We start from the raw sequence: 17,633 nt of genomic DNA, 5'->3' as shown, positions 1-17,633 counted from the left end.
CTTATCACCAGTGTTTTTCCATTTCATGCGTTAAGTGCCTGAAATACACGATTCAGTATTTTAGGAGGGTATTTGTATGGAAAAGAAAACGAAGTTATTAGACAGTGAATGGGTTCAATTATTACGCGAAGCGCGCAAAGCAGGACTAACAGTAGAAGAAGTCCGTCATTTTCTCAAATCACGCGAAAAGTCCTCTGAGTCTCCCCCTATGGCAAGAAGTCATTCTATCAAACCTTTCTGAATGTGCTATAATATCGAAAGGAAGGTGATGACATTGATTGGCCAGCGTATTAAACAATACCGCAATGAAAAAGGCTACTCACTATCAGAACTGGCCGAAAAGGCTGGGGTAGCGAAGTCTTATTTAAGTTCAATAGAAAGAAACTTGCAAACAAACCCCTCCATTCAATTTCTTGAAAAAGTCTCCGCTGTTCTGGACGTCTCGGTTCATACACTGTTAAACGAAAATGATGAAACCGAATACGATGGTCAATTAGATAGTGAATGGGAAAAACTAGTTCGAGATGCAATGACATCAGGGGTTTCGAAAAAGCAATTTCGTGAATTTTTAGATTATCAAATCTGGAAAAAAAAGCAAGAAGAGGAGTAATGCGCATATTTTAGCGCATACTCCTCCAATTGCTATGCAGATCTTGTTATCAGTCTAAAGACTGACTTTATTTTTTATCTTCGCTGTGTGCTTTTTCGTTTTCTTTCACGTAGCCTTTTTCATCCGTATGCTTTTTTGGATTGATCGTTAAACCATTCCACTGAGTCGCTTCGAAGGAAAGATCAATTTGAATCGCATCGCCTTGGTATTTATTTTGGATATAGTGACCCGCTTTATCCTTCGTCTGGTCATTGACAAATTCAATGATCATTTCCATTTTATCGTAATCAAACGGATTCTTTGGAATGCCGTCATACTCTGGAGCTGTTGACCCATCAACGGTGGCAACATTAATTTTACCACTTTCATGTAAAAACTTCTCATCGACGGCATGACGAAGCTTTTCAAATGCGGTCTGATCCTGCTTTGACGTTAATAAATGCAGGTCAAGCAGGTTTGCATGGTCTAAAATAATATTTTTCGGGTATCCATTCCCACCTTCGGCTCCAACCGTTAGAACACTCACCTGAAATTGGCTGAGGAATTCTTCAGCTGTATTCTTCCCGCCATTTTTCGCTGATGTTCCATCTTGAAATTGGCTGTAATCAAGACTCATCAGGACTTGATTAATTGCAAGAGACCCTTTATTTTCAAAATTAAATTCCTTCTTTATACGGTCACCGGGTTTTATGTTCGCAAGGTTGATGGCGCCGGAATTCTCTTTTGCAGATAGATTCAGCTCTCCTGTAGAGTAGACCGCGTTTGCCGTCTCAACATCATTAAATGCAGCCCACGTTCCCCCTCCAATTAAAGCAAGACCTAATGCTCCCGATAAAACACCTAAACGAATTGATTTTTTCATTGCCATGATTGAACCCCCTAATAAATTGTTTTATTGAAACCTGATTTAGGTTACAAACGAAAATTTATGCTTGTTCCTCTGACATATGTAACTCAGCCGTATGTCTTCGATGTTTGGCAGCACCAACAAAATGAATGGTTGAATAAACAAGCAGCATCACCCCTGGAATGATGAGCAAAAGAGCGGTCCCAGCAGAAGTTCCTGCATACGAAAGAAGCTTTCCTGCATAAGGAATGTTCACGCCCGTATACTGCGCAGTCACTTGATTCGCTTTGACGAGCGTGCCGTCTTGATACATATTGTGGTCTCCTTTTGTCTCAAAGGCTTTATTTACTCCTTTTCCTTTCACCCCAACAATGCGGTGAGTCACAAAGGATTGGTCTTGCTTCGTTTGAAACGTAATAATATCCCCTTTTTTGAGTGCTTCAGGTGAGGTGACATGTTTCACGACAATCAATGAACCAGTCGAAAATTCCGGTTCCATTGATCCAGATAATACTTGCTTGAACTCATAACCAAAAATCTGAGGATCTCCTCCTGTTGTTCTTGATGACAACACGACAATAATACACACAATCATCATCGTGAAGACCAGCGCGTAAAGAATACTCCCAGACATTTTCATCCACTTTTTCATACCTTTCTCCCCTTTACATATCATGTTTCATTCAAAAGACTAGTCCCCTTTAGGACACCTTTTCTTGACAATTCGAAAGCTGCATATGTTGAGACGTAAAGAATGGCTTTTCAGAACCACCAAACCCTTTAGGATAATAGATTTTAAACACATAGATTCCATTTGTTTTTGCTTTACCTGACGTGACAGTCGTCGTTTCTTCTGATGAGAGGGACTGTATAGCACCTTTTTCAATAACATGGCCATCTTGTAATGGCATCTGAACACTCTCTACTTTATGTAGTTCCCACTTCCATTCAGAGTGCGCGATGGGTTGTCCAATATTTTTTAGTGACATGCTCAGCTTTTGAGGCGCACAGACTGTCCCCTCAATGATCGTTTGATCGATCAGTTTCAAATGGCTTCTATCCCATTTCTTCGGCTGGCAATGCTGATCTGTCTCTTCGAAATTTTCACATGTTTTCATGACAAAATTCGAATGCTCAACATCGTTAAAAGAAGCATTAGTAGACGTAATAAAAAAAGAAGTGAAAATCAAACAAATAGCACAAAATAGTACAAAGAGCGGCTGTTTCATTGAATCTTTCAACTCCTTGAACAATTGTTCTTTAAAAAGAACGATTACACTCAGTATAAGGAATTACCTATAAAATCCAAAACGTCAAATTAGTCCATTTTGTTCTTAAACAAGAACATTACCGAGAAAATTCTTCCATTTTCTCATTCTTTCGCCATATTCAATATTTTTTTCTGTGACATTTGTACTTCTTAAAAATTTACATAAAAGTGCAGGATTTGGTCAGGATAATAATTGGTGAGGTGATGTTAGTTGAAATATGGAAGAATCATGATCATGCTCAGTTTACTGTTAAGCCCTTTGATCCAAAGCGCCCATCTAGCGGAGGCAAAAGGAATCACTGCCGCCGCAGATCAATGGGAAACAAGGGCAGTCAAAGAAGCAAAAAAACGGTATCCGTTAGCACATGTTTTATTCAAACAAAAAGTGTGGGATCGGCACCGGGAGAAAGAATCCGTGAAGCAATATCATATTACGTTGAAAGATCAGGCCAAAGAATTTGGGGTATATGTCACCATTTCCTATAACCCTTACTCGAACAAGGTCAATAAAGTCATTGTTGTCGAAGAATACAGCTAAAATGGCATTAAAAAAACCGCCTGCTGGCGGCTTTTTACTTTTGTCGATGACGTTGACGTTTTTTTAGCATCATTGAGAAGCCAAAAGGCAGAACACCGAATAAACGCTGAGAAAATGGTGGTTTCGTCTCCATTTTTTCCTGTTTATGTTCTTTCCGCTCGTCACGTGGTGTATTCATATATTTAATAATTTCCTGCGTCATATATTTTACATAATCATTTGTCTTCATCGAACACTCACCTCTTCTTCCTTAAAGTGTTACCAAGAAGAGTATCGTTTTATACACTCGCTAATGAGTGCTGATCCATTGATTGATTTCTCCTGTCTCCTTATTCATCTCTAGTTCCCGCTCGTCAGTTACACCACCCTTTGTCTCGATGTTAACCAAGAGGCGGACTAGCTTTTTTCTGTCATCGCACCCAATTCGCTTCAACGTCACTCGACCTTCTTCTGTGACAATTGGGCTCAATGGCTGATTACAAATACGATTTAATTTGTTTGCAGCTTCACTTAGACCTAAACGAAATAACTGCTGTTTTTGATAAAAAGAAATCGTGAGCTCTGCACTTTTCAACTCTTTTTGAAACCCAATGGTCATCGAGCCTAGAATCAATAAAAATAAAAGAATGACAGCAAATACGTGAGGATAAATAAACCCGTCTTCTCTTTTCACGTTTTAGGAATCACTCCTTTGTAAGTGAAAAAAACAGCTTCATGTACTTGACCAAATACATCTGTGACTTGGAGAGTGGTGGTTTGCTCTTTTGTTCTTACATGGAATTGTTTCACCTTTTGTAATAAAGGGAGATGGCCTGCCTGATCCGTTCGTTTACGAAGCATCTCTTGATACGGCTCAATCGTCACCACTCGCCCTTGATTAGAAATATACTCCAGTGCTGTTCCATTTTTCACCGCTCTTACAGCGACAGCACAATTTAGATCCTCCTCTAATTGCAGGACCGTTTGTTTCCACTCCATTTGCGAAAATTTGTTGATTTCTGCAAACGGATGAGCTTTTTCAACAATTGATAAAAGCAGCATGCAGCCAAAAGAAAGCAGCAAAAATAGCTGCAATTGCCATATTGCTTGAGCGAGTGTAAAGCCTTGTTCATCGCTCCAAATGTCGAAAGCAAATCGTCTTCTTTTTTTGTACTTTGTATGAAACACATCCCTTCTCCTGACCCCAAATGAATTCATATGTGATCTGGCCTCGTTTCTTTGTACTTGTTTTCTTTTGACCTTCTATAAAAGCTTTATTCATATACTCATGTAAAATTTGATTAGCTTCCAGTTTGGCTCTTAATTCTTCTTTCCCTATTGTCAGTTTTTCAAAGGATGGCACGAGCACAAGAGCAGCAAATAGAAAGAGGTGGCAAGAAAAGAGCATCTCAAACGTACTAAATCCTTTATTGTTGCTGAACATGAATCCGCCCGCTCCCTAAGTAAATCGTGAGTTTATATATTTGACTGCCAAATTGAACAATGAGAGAACCGCCGCTATTTGGATGTCCGTTTTTATTAAAGTGAAGGCCTTTTTGAAATGTGGATTGCTTGATGGTGCCTTTTTTATGTGGATTAGAAGCAATGATCTGCTCACTATTCTGCTCGATGACTTGATAAGATACATTGGTCGGGTGAAACTCAACAGTTACTCGTGTTTTTTTAATAAATGCAGTATAAGATGCCAATTGAAGATCTTGTTTTAGCAAGTTCACTTGCTTTTTTGCTTCAGCACTTTCTAATATTTTGGGAACTTTTCCACCTATTATCGATAATAAGATAGAGAAAATCATGACGATCAAGAGCTGCTCAATGAGTGTAAATCCTTTCTCCTGGAAAAGCGATTTATTCATTTTTCACATCCCCATTTTGAATGAAAATTGCCTTTCCATTCGGACAAGTTAATCCCTTTTTGACATAGCCTTCTTTTTCTAATTCAGCTAAAGATGGCGTCTTGCCATCATGCTCTAATTCATATGCCATTACCTGTGTACTCACCATTGATTTCAGCCCTTCACAGCCCTTTGCTTGAATGCTTTGATGATGCCGAGTGATATTTGGAATGGTGATCAATAAAAGAATGGAGATCACAAGCATGACAATTAACATTTCTAACAGTGTAAATCCTTTATCATTCATGCCTTTGTCCTCCCTTTTCACACTTGTTCCATTAGTTGATACATTGGTAAAAGAATAGATAAATACACAATGAGTATAAGAAATGCTGTTAAGCCATAGATGACAGGCTGCAGCCATGAAACCCATTTTTCAATTTTCAATTCTGCATTCTCTAAAAGAAATTGACTATATGTGTACATTTCTCTTGCTAGCATCCCACTTGCTTCCCCATGCTTAATGACAGCCGCAAAATGCCTTTCGAAAAAAGGAGACCGGCTTATTTGATGTTCCATACTCTCACCTTTTCTTAACTCTCCTATCATTTGTTCAGACATTTCTTGAAGGAAGGGTAAATAGGTCTGCTGTTTAAAAGCTTGCAAACTTTCGTAAATCGATAACCCAGCTTGAAGAAGTCCGCTTAGCTGAAGGGAAAAAAGATACGTATGCATCAGCTGCACCCCTTTAAATACCACCGGCAGCCTGCTGATGACTTTCAGTTTCTCAAGGGTCGATTTTTTCTTAAAAAAGAGCTCATAATATCCAAAAAGACAGATACATATACAACCGATCATGAGCAGCAAAGCGTGTAGGAATTGGAAGAGGCCAAACATTCCTTGAATGAGCCATGACATGCTTGTATTCATAGATGAATATAATAAAGAAAATTGAGGAACGATCATTTGCTGAACAATGATGAGCACAACAAAAACCGTAAACATAAGAAAAATCGGATATCGTAACATACGCTTGAATGTGTCTACCTGCATGATTTTTTTCTCTAGAAATCGGGCGCTTTGTTCAAGAGCTCGCGCTAGGCTGCCATGTTTCTCTGAAAAACAAAGAATAGCGACGGCTTCCCGCTGAAAATGAAGTCGCTCAAGTACAACGTAAAAAGGCTCCCCTTCAAGCAGCCACTGAATGCCTGGCGTTAATCGCTGTTGCTGTTTTTTTGATAATTGAATATTCACCATCGTTAATGCCTCAACCAATGTATATCCAGCTTGAATCAATTGAGCCAGTTTAGATAAGAATTCAGCTTGTTCTTTTTTAGACCAGGCTTTAGAGGTTCGCTTCTTCATAAACCCAGCGATGATATGTGCTTTTTGATAAATAGCCGAGTGCCACTCCTTTCCGAATTAATCTTTGCAGTGTTTCGTATGACGAATGAGCGTATTCTCCTTTTGCCTCTTTGATACACTCTCCAAGCTCCTTTCCGTAAAGCAATTCAAATACATTTGTTAGTCTGACTGGCCGATTTAGTTTGCAATAAAGCTCACACGTTTCGCCGCAAAATGGACATGCGAGTTCGATTAACCGCTGAGCAGCAATGGCAACCATTGTTTGTTCGAGTTCATTCATCGTCACACCAAATTCGAGCATTCGATAAAGAGCTCCTTTTGCATTTTTTGCATGCAGTGTGCTCATGACTAAATGGCCTGTCAAAGCTGCTCTAATAGCTGTTCTGGCTGTTTCCGCATCTCTTATTTCTCCAAGCACAATCATATCTGGATCATGTCTTAAAATAGCGCGTAAACCTGCCGCATACGTGATACCAGCTTTTTCATTTACTTGAACCTGCAGCACTTCTTCATTTCTTGTTTCCACAGGATCTTCAAGGGTAATAATATTTCGATTAAAATGTTTTTTGGCAAACTGGATCAATGAATAAAGTGTTGTCGTTTTCCCTGAATTTGTTGGTCCAGTAAATAAAATAAGCCCATGCGAATGATTCAGAAACGATAATAATCTCGCTGAAGCCTTCGGGAACAGTGACAAATACTTTGTTTTCGGCACATGATTCTGCGGTAAAATCCGAATCACTAAACTTTCATCATTTACAGTCGGTAATGTAGAAAGCCGAACAAACACTTGACCGCGTCTTAGCATCACAGCCAATGACCCATTTTGTGGTCTCCTTCTTTCACCAATATCCATAGAAGATAAAAATTTGAAATGAGCAATGAGCCGCTCTCCACTCTTTTTGTCAATGATCCGCTGCTGAATGAGGTCAGCGTCTACACGAAAAGAGACTGAAGCTTCCTTTTCTCTCGGAACAATATGCACATCAGATGCTCTCATGCGACACGCCTCTTCTAGCAGCTCTTGCCCCAAATATTCAATACCATACAAGTTGTTCACTCCTTTCAGTGACCATATTGTATGATGGCGTAACGTGCCTGACAAAAGCGTATTTCATGGTTTTCATGACTGAAAAGGGTTAAAAATGTTCAATTTGAGGTGTATTTCATCTATAAATAACAGAAGGACTTATCAAAAAATTTGACTTTCACAACAACGGGTTCCGTTCAGAGGAGAAAATAAAAAAGAAGTGCTATTGGCACCTCTTTTTATGATCATTTCATTTTGTTCTTTCATTATGGATGATCTGTTACAAGGAGGTGTCTCCAAATTTAATCCTCCTTAATAGGTTACTGATTTGAAGATAAAGAATATCCTTTCGTGTCTGATTTATGGATAAAAAAAAGAGACCAAATCTGTATGCGAATTGGTCATCTCATTCATATGCTCATTATATTGTTTCTCCTTGTCAATGGACCCGTTACTTTTACTAGTAACATTTTTTGGTTCACGTTGCTTCTTGCTGCTGCTCTTCAAAGATACGAAATCCTCTTTTTTCTAAAGCTTTTGCAAGGCTGTGTTCAGTATTTACTTTTGAGAAATCAATGCCGAGTTTCACTACAGTTTGAGCGATTTCTGGGCGAATGCCTGATATAATCGTCTCAATTCCAAGCAGCTTCGCACTATCAACCACTTTAAACAACTGATAAGCAACCATCGTATCAACAACGGGAACGCCAGATATATCAATAAATAAATGGGTTAGACGCAGTCTAGATGCCTGTTCTAGTACTGATTCCAAAATGATTTTCGCCCTGTACGTATCAATTTCACCAATCAGCGGCAAAATACCGATCTCTTTTGAAACTGGAATAACAGGCGCACTAAGTTCTTGAATCATTTCTCTTTGTGCATTAAGCTGATTGATTGTCACGCGGTCATACTCTTCTGATAAACGTGCAATCATGTCATCAAATGTTGCGTGAAAATGCTGATTCCAATCGCACACATCTTTGAGTGTCACTTCAAGCTCTGTTTGTTGTGTAAAGGTCTCAATTCTGGAACAAAAAATGTGGCGGAACACCTTAAATTGTCCGATGATTTCATATAAAGGTACTTCATGAACAGCTCGATCGCGGGCAATATCAACTGACCACTTTTTTAGATGGTCTTCTACTTTATCTGATAGCGTGACTAACGTTGCTGCAATCGTTTGAATAAATGCTGTGTTTTGTTCTTTCAGCTTCTTTTCTGTCTCCTCTGAAGCATGTTTGGAATATAATGAGCCTTCTTCTGTTCTTGTTTTCAGCCATTCTTCGGTCATGACAGGGGCTTCTTTAAGAATAAATTCATATAATTGCTCAGATTTTTCATTTTTCATTTCTGTCGTTCGCTCCTTTTTCACTTACAACTAGTGACAACCAACTTTTTATGTATAAATGACCGCAGATGGTGAACAATAGCATTACACGTTTCATATTGGGCTATAGCCAAGTGGTAAGGCAATGGACTTTGACTCCGTGATCGTTGGTTCGAACCCAGCTAGCCCAGTTCAGCACAAAAACGAAGACGGCTGAAACATCATTCAGCTGATCTTCGTTTTTGATTAGGAAACCGATTGATGAATCGCTTTCTTTTTTGAAATTTTCATGAGTTCCCCTGGATTATAGCCGACCACTAATTTATTTCCATCAATGATAATAGGTCTCCGGAGCAGCTTTGGTTTTTCAATGAGAAGCTGAAGTACCTCATTTACTTTTAGATCATTAATATTTAAATTTAAGCTTTTAAAAGCTTGGCTTCGAGTAGCTAAAATTTCATCCATTCCTTCTGTTGTTAAGGAAAGGATTTTTTTCAATTCGTCTAGAGTTGGCGTTTCTCTGAAAAGGTGACGCTCTTTAAAATCAATTTGATTCGCCTTTAACCAATGTTTTGTTTTGCGGCAAGACGTGCAGCTTGGGTATGAATAAAAAGTAATGTCACTCATTAGTCTTCCTCCTTAGGTCGTTAACCTTTTCTCTTATGGACTAAGTACCCTCATAAATTTAGGCATAAACACTTTTTCATCACTTTTTCAAAAAATTTTTTCTAACGAAAGAATGAATGTTCACACGTTGTCAAAAATGTAAATGTTTACATAACAAGTGATCATCAGCTATAATATGAATCAAAGGGGTTTTTTAAGGGGAGGGAAAGAAATGAATCGCATGTTCCGCGTTCTTGGGTTTTGGACGGGTATTTTTGCTGTCATGTTCTATTTAGGACATATGAAAGATGCATCCTTGCTGTTCTTCGGTCAAACCGTTCTTTTTGTATTTTTATCCTACTTGAATTTATCCGAAAGAATGTATATTTACATTTTCGGAGCGTACTTGACGATTTTCTTTGCCGGATTTACATATTATTCGATTTTCATCATGGTTCCCGGTACCGGACATTAATAGAAAAAAGCATCTCTTTTGAAAGAGATGCTTTTTTCGTGCGTGCGATTATAAAGAAAACCCATTGATAAACGGATTTTGCTCCTGTTCTGTAAGCACAGTTGTTTCCTCGCCATGTCCACTTAACACAAGAGTTGATTCTGGCAATGACAACAATTTGTCATGTATCGATTGAAGTAGCACGTCTTGATTACCGCCCGTTAAATCAGTTCTCCCGATACCGCCTTGGAATAAAGTATCACCAGAAATCACAAATCCCTCTTCCGCTGAATAGTAAGACACACTGCCAGGTGAATGACCTGGTGTGTGGAACATTTCTAATGTAAACGATCCAATTTGAAGAGGTCCTTCTGACGTAATCAATTGTTCCGCTTCTTTGACCGTAATTCCGTTACCAATTAGTCGAGCTGAACCGTTTAGCTGAGCATTTGTCAGCCATTCTTTTTCCTTTTCATGGACATAAAGCGGAATTCCCCATTCTTGACGCACCTCATCTGCTGCACCAATATGATCAAAATGGGCATGTGTCAGTAAGACTGCAAGTGGTTTCAGCTGTTTTTCTTTCACATAAGAAATTAGCTTTTGCGCTTCGCCGCCTGGATCAAAAATTAAACATTCTCCCTGTTCATTTTTCCAAATATATGCGTTCGCTTGCACATAGCCTAGCGGCATTCTTCTCCAATTCATTTTCATCACCTACTACTTTTTTCATTCTTTTTTATTATGAAGGCTATTCAATAAAAATTCAAACAATCGTCAACTTGAATGTACTCGACAAGCTTTATGAAAACGGTTAAAATGAAAAGAAAGGAAATCAAGGGGATTGATGACAAAGGGGGACTTTCATATGATGCTCGTCATTATTTTTGGTCTAGTCACGATTTTAGCCGCTCTCGGCATCTATCGCTCACTCAAAAAAGTGAACGTACTGGCCATTGCTTTCGCTGGCGCCACATTTTTGGTTTTTGGATGGTTTACCGTCATGACCATCATCTATAGCGGTTATCCAACTGCACATTAAAAGCCTGCAATCAGCAGGCTTTCAGATTGTTGACAAAGGGCTAAAATGAACTTTATTTTAGCCCTTTGTCTTCTTTTCAGCGTGATAGAAAACCTTTGCAGTCTAGGAAGGACGAGTACTGGCGCGGAGCGAATTTGATATTCGTGAGCACCAGCACGCAGGACTGACAAAGAATGCGAGGGTTTGTCTACACGCTAAAAGCCTGCAATCAGCAGGCTTTTTCTATTGATTCAAATGTTTATTCACGCTTTCTAATTTGCTTGAAAGGGTGGTCGTTTGATCTCTTCTGTCATCTATGCGGATATTGGTTGCTACTCGGTGTAAACCCTTTTCAAATGGAACTTCATGAATACGCTGAATGACCTCAAATAAAACGGATAGCTCCCCTTCAATTAATGTATTCATTGGTGTGAGCTGATATTTGATTTTCCCTTCTTGTTGAAAGCCCTCTAACAGTCTTTGTACGTCTGCTACATAAGCACTCACGCTTGGTGTATCAGTGCCTATTGGAATGATGGTGACATCTGCTATCGCCATGGTTCTTGCTCCTTTCAATGATATCCTATTTCTTTCTCGTTCTCATTGTAACCCATCGTGATTCAAAAATGCCATGATCATGTGGCGTTTAAGCTTGGTTTGTCCCGTTCTATCGTCAAATCTGCTCTCTCTACCTTCCCAATCTTTGTGAAAAGGAGCAGGCATATACCTGAAATGGCTTCGATCAGTCCACCAGCTGCAATGACATATCCTGAACCGAATAACGTCGCCATATAGCCACCAATGAGAGCGCCTAACGGTATCATTAAATACGAGATCATGTTAATAATCGCATACACTTGCGGCTGATCCTCCGCTTTTACTGACAATTGAATCATCGTATGTTCAGGTACATTGACTGCACTGATGGCTGCACCTAAGGCAAATGCAGATATAAACACAAGTGGTAATAAAGCATTCATCCCTGTAATGAAAAATGCAATTCCATCAACGATCCCTGCCCCGATAAACAACAGACCGTATCGATTCACTTTCACCTTTGTTAAAACGAATCCCATCAAAAATGCACCTAATGCCGTGGTCACTTTGATGAATGAATATACTACTGGTCCACTATGTAAATCTTCTGTTAAATAAATAACCGACAATGCCTCCCACGGTGCCGCAGCAAAATTGGAGCAGACACAAAAAATGGCTAATGGAAACAAAATATGATGACTTTTCACAAGTGAAAATCCCCTTATTAATCGTTTTCCGTATGATAATCCTTTTTTTCCTTTATCCATGATCGCTTCCGTTTTATATGTAATCAGCAAAACCAGTAAAGCGGACATGAGGTAAAGAGGAATAATCACAACCATTGTATATCCTACCCCTACAAATGCAATCATGACACCACAAATCGTCACAGTCACAAGCCTGACCACATGACTGGCTGATTGAATGGTTGCATTCGCCTTTTGTATCACATCTTCATGCACAAGCTTTGGAATAATGGACACCGAAGCTGGTTCATAGGAACCACCAGTCGCTGAATGCAGCAACATACCGCCAATGATGAGTGCCAAAGGAGAAAAATCATAAAAGTAACTCACCACAATCACAAGTATAATCGCCGCCCGAGTTAAATCAGCAAAGCACATCCAAAATTTCAATTGATGCGGCTTCATCATTGGGGTAATAAACGGCCCAATAATGGCTTGAGGGACAAAACTAACGGCAATAAAAAATGCTGTTCCAATTGCTCCCTTTCCCCCTAGCACTAAAAGCCACAAAATGGTATTAAAAGATAAACTATCAGCAGTAATTTTACACATTTTAGAAACAAATAGATAAGTAAAATTCCGTTTCCACAGGCTTTGAGCATTCAATCATCGACATCTCCCTAATTCATATCCTTTTTTTTACAACCACTCTTTCACAATAGCTTACAGGGATGCTCTCGTCAATCACATCAGCACGATTTTTATTGACCATAAGAAATTGATTGGTTTGAACGGATTAAATGATTGTTGACAAAGGGCGAAAATGAACTTGATTTTAGCCCTTTGTCTTCTTTTCAGCGTGATAAAAAACCTTTGCAGCCCTAGGAAGGACGAGTACTGGTGCGGAGCGAATTTCACCTTCGTGAGCACTGGCACGCAGGACTGACAAAGAATGCGAGGGTTTGTCTACACGCTGAAAGCACCAATTGGGTGCTTTTAATACTTACATGCTTCCCACAATAACCGCTTTGTTTTTTCATAGATCGAATCAAATTGACTCATAGAAAGCGGGTTCTTACCTCGCCCAAGTTCCACCGTATAGCCCTCACTTTTACATTGATAAATAAACCAATCTCGATAACCTGCATAGCTATCAAGATATTGAATCGCTTTGTAACCACTCACCCGTTCTAACCGTTCGACCGTCTCTTTTGAAATGGCCGGTTCGTGGCCAAGAAAACCCCAGTATATCTCTTCTCCTTGTGTATGAAGGGCAATTAGCCGGTCAAAGCGTTTTCGTAAGGCGAGATGTGCCATTGCTTTCGCTTCTGGTTCTGTTAACGGCTGATGCCCTGGGAAATCCCTATAAGACGGAGCTTTCGGCTTATTACGATAATATTCGATTTCCCAATAAGCAGGAAATTGATTGTTTAGATCAATTCCTCGAATATTCGCCTTCCATTCTCGATAATCGGAAAATCCACCATTTAGCGGCGCGAACTCCTCACCGCACAGCCCTAAAGATTCTGGACCATTGCGAACCAAATCAACACCGTCTGGATTTACCATCGGGACAATAGACAAAGCAGTAGTCTGCAATATACGAACCGCTTCATGATGTCTTGCTTGCACTGGGTCAGAGGCCGCTAAACAAAGTGATTTAAGCCATTTTAATAAAACAGAGGTCGTGATCCATTCATTTGCATGAAAAGAGGCATTAACATGTATGGAATGTAAATGTTGTACAGGCTCCGTACGGATTTCATAAATGGGCGTATCAAGCACTGATTGACCAATCACACTCATTTGAAGAAAAGGAAAAACAGCTTTCAAATATTGAAGCTCTCCTTCTAAGTGAGCGCTATCATATTCAAATATTCCGCTGATCCAATCATCTGATTGCTGGAGCCGGTAAGGCGCTATGAAGCTTTGCACATCACCTACCGATTGAAATGAATGGGTCCCTTCTGGAAGTCTATACCCCGGTAAAAGGAGGTGATCCGTATTTGATTGATTGGATAAACTGAAAGCTTCTTTCCCTATACCAAGCTGCTTTGCCACATCCTCCTTCCTTGCTTCACCCAGATGCCATTCAATTGTGCCAAACGACTTTTTCATTTACATCCCTCCTCTCACACTATATGAACCAGTAAGTAAAAAAAGAAAACCTCTGCATGTAAATAGCAGAGGTTTTCTTTTAAATTAAGACGCCTTTTTTAGCTCAGTGTCATCTTCTTTTTTAGATGGTGAATGGTCCGAGTTGTTTCGGTCATAAAATCTAAGGAGATCTCCATAGATAATTTGATCAGAGAATTGAAGCTCTTGTTTTGCCTTTTCTTCATAAGACTGACAACCAGACTCATCTTCTCTCGGCTCACCCGTTTCTTTGTTGTAGCACACACCAGCTGTGAAAACACTGTCCTTCGTAATAAAACTTCCATCTCGAAGCACTGTGAAGTCATTTGTATCTTTTGATAATAGGTCATGACCAAATTGAATTTGCTTACTTGTATCGATTCCTAGAAGGTTCATGACTGTTGGACGGATATCCACTTGGCCGCCAACTGTATCAATCTCTTTTGGATGTTTATCCGTGATACCAGGAATGTGTACAACAAATGGTACTTTTTGAAGCTGAACTTCTTCAAAAGGTGTAATGTCTTTGTTTAAGAATTGTCCCATTGCTTCGTTATGGTTTTCAGAAATTCCGTAGTGATCACCATATAACACAAAAATGGAGTTATCGTATAACCCTGCTTCCTTCATTTTTTTAAAGAAAAGCTTTAGTGCCTCATCTTGATAACGCACTGTAGGGAAGTATTTGTTCAACGTTTTGCTCTTTGAGTCATATTCATCAATGAGCTTATCTTCTTCATCTAAGTCAAATGGAAAATGGTTCGTTAATGTAATCAATCTCGTATAAAACGGTTGCGGGATCGTTTTCATTAAATCCACTGACTGCTCAAAAAACGGACCATCTTTTAGTCCCCAGCCAACTGAATTTTCTTCATTTACATCGAATGATTTAATATCAAAAAATTTGTCGTAGCCAAAGCTGTCATAGATCAGGTCACGGTTCCAGAAACTTTTGTTATTCGCATGAATAACAGAAGAATGATAGCCTTCCTCTTTTAACAACTCAGGTGCGGCTTTGAACTCGTTGCTTGGATTTGTGAAAAATACAGCTCCTCTTCCAAGCGGATAGAGTGAATTATCAACAATAAACTCGGAGTCGGATGTTTTCCCTTGACCCGTTTGATGATAGAAATTACTGAAATTGTAGCTTTTCTTGATCAATTTGTTTAAGAACGGCGTGATCTCTTTCCCATTCAATTTTTCATTGATCACAAAGCTCTGGGTAGACTCAAGCGATACTAGAATGACATTTCGTCCTTTTGCTTGACCAAACGTCTTTTCATTACGGTCTGTTTGATTTGCGCTTACATAGTTTTCAATTTCAGTTAAACTATTGCTGTCGGCAAGTGCTCGCTGAGCGGATTGCTTCGATTGCAGAACCCCATCATAAATATGGAAGTTATATAAGCTGATGTTTTTCACTAGCATCTCACGGTCAAATGAACGAGTTAACAGCTCTGGTCTTTCTGTTTCAGCCAAACCAAGGTTAAAAAAGAAAGTGGCTGCCACAAATAAATAATAAGCTGCACGTCCCTTACGTGAAATCGTTACATCTGTTCTAAAGGAAGGCTGTTTTTTATAGAGCCAAATTAAAATGATGATATCAACAAACATCAGAAAATCAACTGGTTCAATTAAAGAGGTAATACTTGACCCGAGGTCACCCATATTGTTTGTTTGAAATAGGACGGGGATGGTTAGAAAATCACTGTAGAATCGATAAAATACAATGTTAGCTAACAAAATAAATGTCAGAACAAAACTCGTCACGATGATATATCGATTGCGATTTTTTTCTTTAAAGAATAAACCGATACCGAAGATAAACAAGAGAAAGCTAAGCGGATTAATAAACAGGATAAATTCCTGCATGAAATTTTCAATTTTGATATTAAAGCTAGATTTATAGATAACATAGGTTTTCACCCACATTAACAAAGTCGCAATCAGTAAAAATGAAATCGCCTTTAATCTTTTCTTTCGCATTGTAACCTCCTTATGCTAAAAACGCACTCAGGTTAGGGACATCCCCAATTATTGGTGCTTCTTCAAAAATAACTAAAGTATATCTTATCCTGTCTACGCTGGAAAATCAATGTCTTTTTCCCCATGACAAACTTATGAATATGCTAAACATTCAATTTCATGCCTATCTATCGCTGATTTTAATAAAAATGACATCATTATGACATTTTTGTTCAAGACAGCCACTTGTTTTTTGCCATCCATGCACCGCCGATCACGCCTGCATCGTTTCCTAGTGAGGCAATCACCACTTCAACATCCTCAGCACATGGCGGGAAGGCATGATGCTTGACGACACGCTCTACTTTACTGCGAAGAAGCTCGCCCGCTTTAGATACACCGCCACCAATGACGATTTTTGTTGGGTTTAAGGCACTGGCTAGATTCGCAAGGACAAGACCAAGATGGGTTGTTACTTCATCTACGACACGCATCCCCAGTTCGTCTCCGTTTTCTGCTGCCTCAAATACATCCTTTGCAGACAGCGAAGTAAGTGATGCAAGTGATGATGTATGGCTCTTTGTTTGTAATGTATCCTTTGCGATTCGGACGATACCTGTAGCAGACGCAATGGTTTCAATACAGCCTGTTCTCCCGCAGTTACATGGTGCTCCTTGAAATGGAACGGCACAAATATGACCAATTTCTCCACCAGCACCTGTTTCGCCTTGAACCACTTCTCCATTGACAATAATACCGCCGCCAACCCCTGTGCCCAGTGTAACCATCAGGATGTTTTTGGCGCCATCACCTGCACCCTTCCACATTTCACCGAGTGCAGCAATATTTGCATCATTTTCGATGACAGATGGAAGTCCTGTCTCTGCCTCTAAATGGTCTTTCAAGGGATAGTTTGTCCAGCCCAGATTCGTTGTTTTATAGACAATTCCGGATACTTTATCCACTGGTCCAGGTGCCCCCATACCGATCCCAATTAGGGCTGATTTCGGCATGCTGATCTCAACTAGTTTATGGTCAATTGACTTGGCAATGTCGACTGTAATTGTCTGCCCAGATTTATCCGTAGGAATCTCCCACTTATGCTGAATTTCACCATAAAGATTAATAAACGCAAGCTTAATTGTCGTACCGCCAAGATCAACTCCTACAAACCAATCCCCTGTCATATGTCCTCCACCTTCACATTGTTTTTCGATTTAATTTGGCTAGTTCCATTTGAAGGATGGTCATTGCGTTTGACCATTCAGTTCGATCGATGATGCCCGATGTGTACATTTCCTTCAATTCATCTGCCATAAATTCTAATTCCACTTCACGATCTCCGAAATACACGTAATTTCCAAATCTGATGAGCAGCTGCTGTACATCATATAACGTTTTCATTA

Annotated in this window: 25 protein-coding genes and 1 tRNA gene; 6 read left to right on the top strand and 20 right to left on the bottom strand. The window is 39.5% G+C overall.

Annotation, left to right across the window (positions count from 1 at the left end; all coding sequences use genetic code 11):
* The first annotated feature begins 76 nt into the window (after nucleotides 1-76).
* Nucleotides 77-241, top strand: coding sequence for an anti-repressor SinI family protein (locus tag ACSBQP_RS01495; RefSeq protein ID WP_008342197.1), 165 nt, complete (start codon nucleotides 77-79; stop codon nucleotides 239-241).
* A 33-nt stretch (nucleotides 242-274) separates the two neighbouring features.
* Entirely contained in the window at nucleotides 275-610 is a 336-nt protein-coding gene (sinR, locus tag ACSBQP_RS01490; protein WP_017357978.1) for a transcriptional regulator SinR, read from the top strand.
* Between the two features lie 67 nt (nucleotides 611-677).
* Here sinR and tasA read toward each other — a convergent pair whose 3' ends face one another.
* The 3 genes from tasA to tapA are packed head-to-tail and all read right to left on the bottom strand — an operon-like array spanning nucleotide 678 to nucleotide 2,686.
* Nucleotides 678-1,478 (bottom strand): biofilm matrix protein TasA, encoded by an 801-nt coding sequence (gene tasA / locus ACSBQP_RS01485; RefSeq protein ID WP_035390805.1) that lies wholly within the window; start codon nucleotides 1,476-1,478, stop codon nucleotides 678-680.
* A gap of 58 nt (nucleotides 1,479-1,536) precedes the next feature.
* Complete coding sequence (gene sipW, locus ACSBQP_RS01480) at nucleotides 1,537-2,109, bottom strand: signal peptidase I SipW (RefSeq protein ID WP_041091749.1); 573 nt, start codon at nucleotides 2,107-2,109, stop codon at nucleotides 1,537-1,539.
* Between the two features lie 49 nt (nucleotides 2,110-2,158).
* On the bottom strand, nucleotides 2,159-2,686 hold the full coding sequence (tapA, locus tag ACSBQP_RS01475; RefSeq protein ID WP_041091748.1) for an amyloid fiber anchoring/assembly protein TapA: 528 nt from the start codon (nucleotides 2,684-2,686) through the stop codon (nucleotides 2,159-2,161).
* Nucleotides 2,687-2,938: 252 nt separating this feature from the next.
* On the opposite strand from tapA, the gene ACSBQP_RS01470 reads away from it, so the two are divergent.
* Nucleotides 2,939-3,265: a DUF3889 domain-containing protein gene (locus tag ACSBQP_RS01470; RefSeq protein ID WP_039166025.1), complete on the top strand. Its 327-nt coding sequence runs from the start codon at nucleotides 2,939-2,941 to the stop codon at nucleotides 3,263-3,265.
* Nucleotides 3,266-3,299: 34 nt separating this feature from the next.
* On the opposite strand, the gene ACSBQP_RS01465 is transcribed toward ACSBQP_RS01470, so the two are convergent.
* The 9 genes from ACSBQP_RS01465 to ACSBQP_RS01425 form a co-directional block, all read right to left on the bottom strand.
* On the bottom strand, nucleotides 3,300-3,494 hold the full coding sequence (locus ACSBQP_RS01465) for a YqzE family protein (protein ID WP_008342191.1): 195 nt from the start codon (nucleotides 3,492-3,494) through the stop codon (nucleotides 3,300-3,302).
* Between the two features lie 60 nt (nucleotides 3,495-3,554).
* Nucleotides 3,555-3,938, bottom strand: a complete 384-nt coding sequence (locus ACSBQP_RS01460) for a competence type IV pilus minor pilin ComGG (protein WP_035702776.1) — start codon at nucleotides 3,936-3,938, stop codon at nucleotides 3,555-3,557.
* Entirely contained in the window at nucleotides 3,935-4,432 is a 498-nt protein-coding gene (gene comGF / locus ACSBQP_RS01455; protein ID WP_019743636.1) for a competence type IV pilus minor pilin ComGF, read from the bottom strand. Before comGF ends, ACSBQP_RS01460 begins: the two co-directional genes overlap by 4 nt.
* Nucleotides 4,374-4,652 carry a type II secretion system protein gene (locus ACSBQP_RS01450; protein ID WP_268989650.1) on the bottom strand — a complete coding sequence of 93 codons (279 nt, stop codon included), beginning with the start codon at nucleotides 4,650-4,652 and terminating at the stop codon, nucleotides 4,374-4,376. Before ACSBQP_RS01450 ends, comGF begins: the two co-directional genes overlap by 59 nt.
* 19 nt (nucleotides 4,653-4,671) lie before the next feature.
* Complete coding sequence (gene comGD / locus ACSBQP_RS01445; RefSeq protein WP_035702770.1) at nucleotides 4,672-5,118, bottom strand: competence type IV pilus minor pilin ComGD; 447 nt, start codon at nucleotides 5,116-5,118, stop codon at nucleotides 4,672-4,674.
* A complete protein-coding gene (gene comGC, locus ACSBQP_RS01440; protein ID WP_008342186.1) occupies nucleotides 5,111-5,404 on the bottom strand; it encodes a competence type IV pilus major pilin ComGC in 294 nt (97 codons plus the stop codon). Before comGC ends, comGD begins: the two co-directional genes overlap by 8 nt.
* 17 nt (nucleotides 5,405-5,421) lie before the next feature.
* The gene (gene comGB / locus ACSBQP_RS01435) at nucleotides 5,422-6,462 is read right to left on the bottom strand and encodes a competence type IV pilus assembly protein ComGB (RefSeq protein WP_079920615.1); all 1,041 of its coding nucleotides are present in this window, start codon (nucleotides 6,460-6,462) and stop codon (nucleotides 5,422-5,424) included.
* The gene (gene comGA, locus ACSBQP_RS01430; protein WP_435028125.1) at nucleotides 6,443-7,513 is read right to left on the bottom strand and encodes a competence type IV pilus ATPase ComGA; all 1,071 of its coding nucleotides are present in this window, start codon (nucleotides 7,511-7,513) and stop codon (nucleotides 6,443-6,445) included. Before comGA ends, comGB begins: the two co-directional genes overlap by 20 nt.
* Nucleotides 7,514-7,970: 457 nt before the next feature.
* Complete coding sequence (locus ACSBQP_RS01425; protein ID WP_035390819.1) at nucleotides 7,971-8,843, bottom strand: STAS domain-containing protein; 873 nt, start codon at nucleotides 8,841-8,843, stop codon at nucleotides 7,971-7,973.
* Nucleotides 8,844-8,942: 99 nt separating this feature from the next.
* Here ACSBQP_RS01425 and ACSBQP_RS01420 point away from each other — a divergent pair.
* A tRNA-Gln gene (locus tag ACSBQP_RS01420) sits at nucleotides 8,943-9,013 on the top strand.
* A 55-nt stretch (nucleotides 9,014-9,068) separates the two neighbouring features.
* On the opposite strand, the gene ACSBQP_RS01415 is transcribed toward ACSBQP_RS01420, so the two are convergent.
* On the bottom strand, nucleotides 9,069-9,449 hold the full coding sequence (locus ACSBQP_RS01415; RefSeq protein WP_007501232.1) for a Spx/MgsR family RNA polymerase-binding regulatory protein: 381 nt from the start codon (nucleotides 9,447-9,449) through the stop codon (nucleotides 9,069-9,071).
* A 211-nt stretch (nucleotides 9,450-9,660) separates the two neighbouring features.
* Here ACSBQP_RS01415 and ACSBQP_RS01410 point away from each other — a divergent pair, with 211 nt between their 5' ends.
* A complete protein-coding gene (locus ACSBQP_RS01410; protein WP_003217440.1) occupies nucleotides 9,661-9,903 on the top strand; it encodes a DUF2626 domain-containing protein in 243 nt (80 codons plus the stop codon).
* Nucleotides 9,904-9,951: 48 nt separating this feature from the next.
* Here the strand turns inward: ACSBQP_RS01410 and ACSBQP_RS01405 are convergent, their stop codons facing one another.
* On the bottom strand, nucleotides 9,952-10,590 hold the full coding sequence (locus ACSBQP_RS01405) for an MBL fold metallo-hydrolase (protein WP_017357989.1): 639 nt from the start codon (nucleotides 10,588-10,590) through the stop codon (nucleotides 9,952-9,954).
* Between the two features lie 160 nt (nucleotides 10,591-10,750).
* On the opposite strand from ACSBQP_RS01405, the gene ACSBQP_RS01400 reads away from it, so the two are divergent.
* Entirely contained in the window at nucleotides 10,751-10,924 is a 174-nt protein-coding gene (locus ACSBQP_RS01400) for a DUF2759 domain-containing protein (RefSeq protein WP_003217333.1), read from the top strand.
* 222 nt (nucleotides 10,925-11,146) lie between these two features.
* On the opposite strand, the gene ACSBQP_RS01395 is transcribed toward ACSBQP_RS01400, so the two are convergent.
* The 6 genes from ACSBQP_RS01395 to ACSBQP_RS01370 all read right to left on the bottom strand — a co-directional run bounded on the left by ACSBQP_RS01395 (nucleotide 11,147) and on the right by ACSBQP_RS01370 (nucleotide 17,631).
* On the bottom strand, nucleotides 11,147-11,461 hold the full coding sequence (locus ACSBQP_RS01395; protein WP_435028123.1) for an MTH1187 family thiamine-binding protein: 315 nt from the start codon (nucleotides 11,459-11,461) through the stop codon (nucleotides 11,147-11,149).
* A gap of 77 nt (nucleotides 11,462-11,538) precedes the next feature.
* Nucleotides 11,539-12,792, bottom strand: a complete 1,254-nt coding sequence (locus tag ACSBQP_RS01390) for an MFS transporter (RefSeq protein WP_411231983.1) — start codon at nucleotides 12,790-12,792, stop codon at nucleotides 11,539-11,541.
* 330 nt (nucleotides 12,793-13,122) lie between these two features.
* Nucleotides 13,123-14,244, bottom strand: a complete 1,122-nt coding sequence (locus ACSBQP_RS01385; protein WP_079919861.1) for a M14 family metallopeptidase — start codon at nucleotides 14,242-14,244, stop codon at nucleotides 13,123-13,125.
* A gap of 84 nt (nucleotides 14,245-14,328) precedes the next feature.
* Entirely contained in the window at nucleotides 14,329-16,248 is a 1,920-nt protein-coding gene (locus ACSBQP_RS01380; protein WP_025207626.1) for an LTA synthase family protein, read from the bottom strand.
* A gap of 212 nt (nucleotides 16,249-16,460) precedes the next feature.
* Nucleotides 16,461-17,414 (bottom strand): ROK family glucokinase, encoded by a 954-nt coding sequence (locus ACSBQP_RS01375; protein ID WP_099496604.1) that lies wholly within the window; start codon nucleotides 17,412-17,414, stop codon nucleotides 16,461-16,463.
* Between the two features lie 13 nt (nucleotides 17,415-17,427).
* A complete protein-coding gene (locus ACSBQP_RS01370) occupies nucleotides 17,428-17,631 on the bottom strand; it encodes a YqgQ family protein (protein WP_411238019.1) in 204 nt (67 codons plus the stop codon).
* Nucleotides 17,632-17,633 lie beyond the last annotated feature (2 nt).

The organism is Bacillus sp. G402, assembly GCF_051172515.1.
Classification (GTDB): Bacteria; Bacillota; Bacilli; order Bacillales; family Bacillaceae; genus Bacillus; species Bacillus altitudinis.
Note: the sequence above shows the minus strand (reverse complement) of the source record. Positions and strands in the feature narration are given on the sequence as shown.

What these genes read in the sequence shown, in the direction of transcription:
- ACSBQP_RS01495 (WP_008342197.1), top strand. Translation starts at nt 77, where the DNA reads ATGGAAAAGAAAACGAAGTTATTAGACAGTGAATGGGTTCAATTATTA.
- tasA (WP_035390805.1), bottom strand. Translation starts at nt 1,478, where the DNA reads ATGGCAATGAAAAAATCAATTCGTTTAGGTGTTTTATCGGGAGCATTA.
- sipW (WP_041091749.1), bottom strand. Translation starts at nt 2,109, where the DNA reads ATGAAAAAGTGGATGAAAATGTCTGGGAGTATTCTTTACGCGCTGGTC.
- tapA (WP_041091748.1), bottom strand. Translation starts at nt 2,686, where the DNA reads ATGAAACAGCCGCTCTTTGTACTATTTTGTGCTATTTGTTTGATTTTC.
- ACSBQP_RS01465 (WP_008342191.1), bottom strand. Translation starts at nt 3,494, where the DNA reads ATGAAGACAAATGATTATGTAAAATATATGACGCAGGAAATTATTAAA.
- ACSBQP_RS01450 (WP_268989650.1), bottom strand. Translation starts at nt 4,652, where the DNA reads ATGCTCTTTTCTTGCCACCTCTTTCTATTTGCTGCTCTTGTGCTCGTG.
- comGD (WP_035702770.1), bottom strand. Translation starts at nt 5,118, where the DNA reads ATGAATAAATCGCTTTTCCAGGAGAAAGGATTTACACTCATTGAGCAG.
- comGC (WP_008342186.1), bottom strand. Translation starts at nt 5,404, where the DNA reads ATGAATGATAAAGGATTTACACTGTTAGAAATGTTAATTGTCATGCTT.
- comGB (WP_079920615.1), bottom strand. Translation starts at nt 6,462, where the DNA reads ATGAAGAAGCGAACCTCTAAAGCCTGGTCTAAAAAAGAACAAGCTGAA.
- ACSBQP_RS01425 (WP_035390819.1), bottom strand. Translation starts at nt 8,843, where the DNA reads ATGAAAAATGAAAAATCTGAGCAATTATATGAATTTATTCTTAAAGAA.
- ACSBQP_RS01415 (WP_007501232.1), bottom strand. Translation starts at nt 9,449, where the DNA reads ATGAGTGACATTACTTTTTATTCATACCCAAGCTGCACGTCTTGCCGC.
- ACSBQP_RS01410 (WP_003217440.1), top strand. Translation starts at nt 9,661, where the DNA reads ATGAATCGCATGTTCCGCGTTCTTGGGTTTTGGACGGGTATTTTTGCT.
- ACSBQP_RS01405 (WP_017357989.1), bottom strand. Translation starts at nt 10,590, where the DNA reads ATGAATTGGAGAAGAATGCCGCTAGGCTATGTGCAAGCGAACGCATAT.
- ACSBQP_RS01400 (WP_003217333.1), top strand. Translation starts at nt 10,751, where the DNA reads ATGATGCTCGTCATTATTTTTGGTCTAGTCACGATTTTAGCCGCTCTC.
- ACSBQP_RS01395 (WP_435028123.1), bottom strand. Translation starts at nt 11,461, where the DNA reads ATGGCGATAGCAGATGTCACCATCATTCCAATAGGCACTGATACACCA.
- ACSBQP_RS01385 (WP_079919861.1), bottom strand. Translation starts at nt 14,244, where the DNA reads ATGAAAAAGTCGTTTGGCACAATTGAATGGCATCTGGGTGAAGCAAGG.
- ACSBQP_RS01380 (WP_025207626.1), bottom strand. Translation starts at nt 16,248, where the DNA reads ATGCGAAAGAAAAGATTAAAGGCGATTTCATTTTTACTGATTGCGACT.
- ACSBQP_RS01375 (WP_099496604.1), bottom strand. Translation starts at nt 17,414, where the DNA reads ATGACAGGGGATTGGTTTGTAGGAGTTGATCTTGGCGGTACGACAATT.
- ACSBQP_RS01370 (WP_411238019.1), bottom strand. Translation starts at nt 17,631, where the DNA reads ATGAAAACGTTATATGATGTACAGCAGCTGCTCATCAGATTTGGAAAT.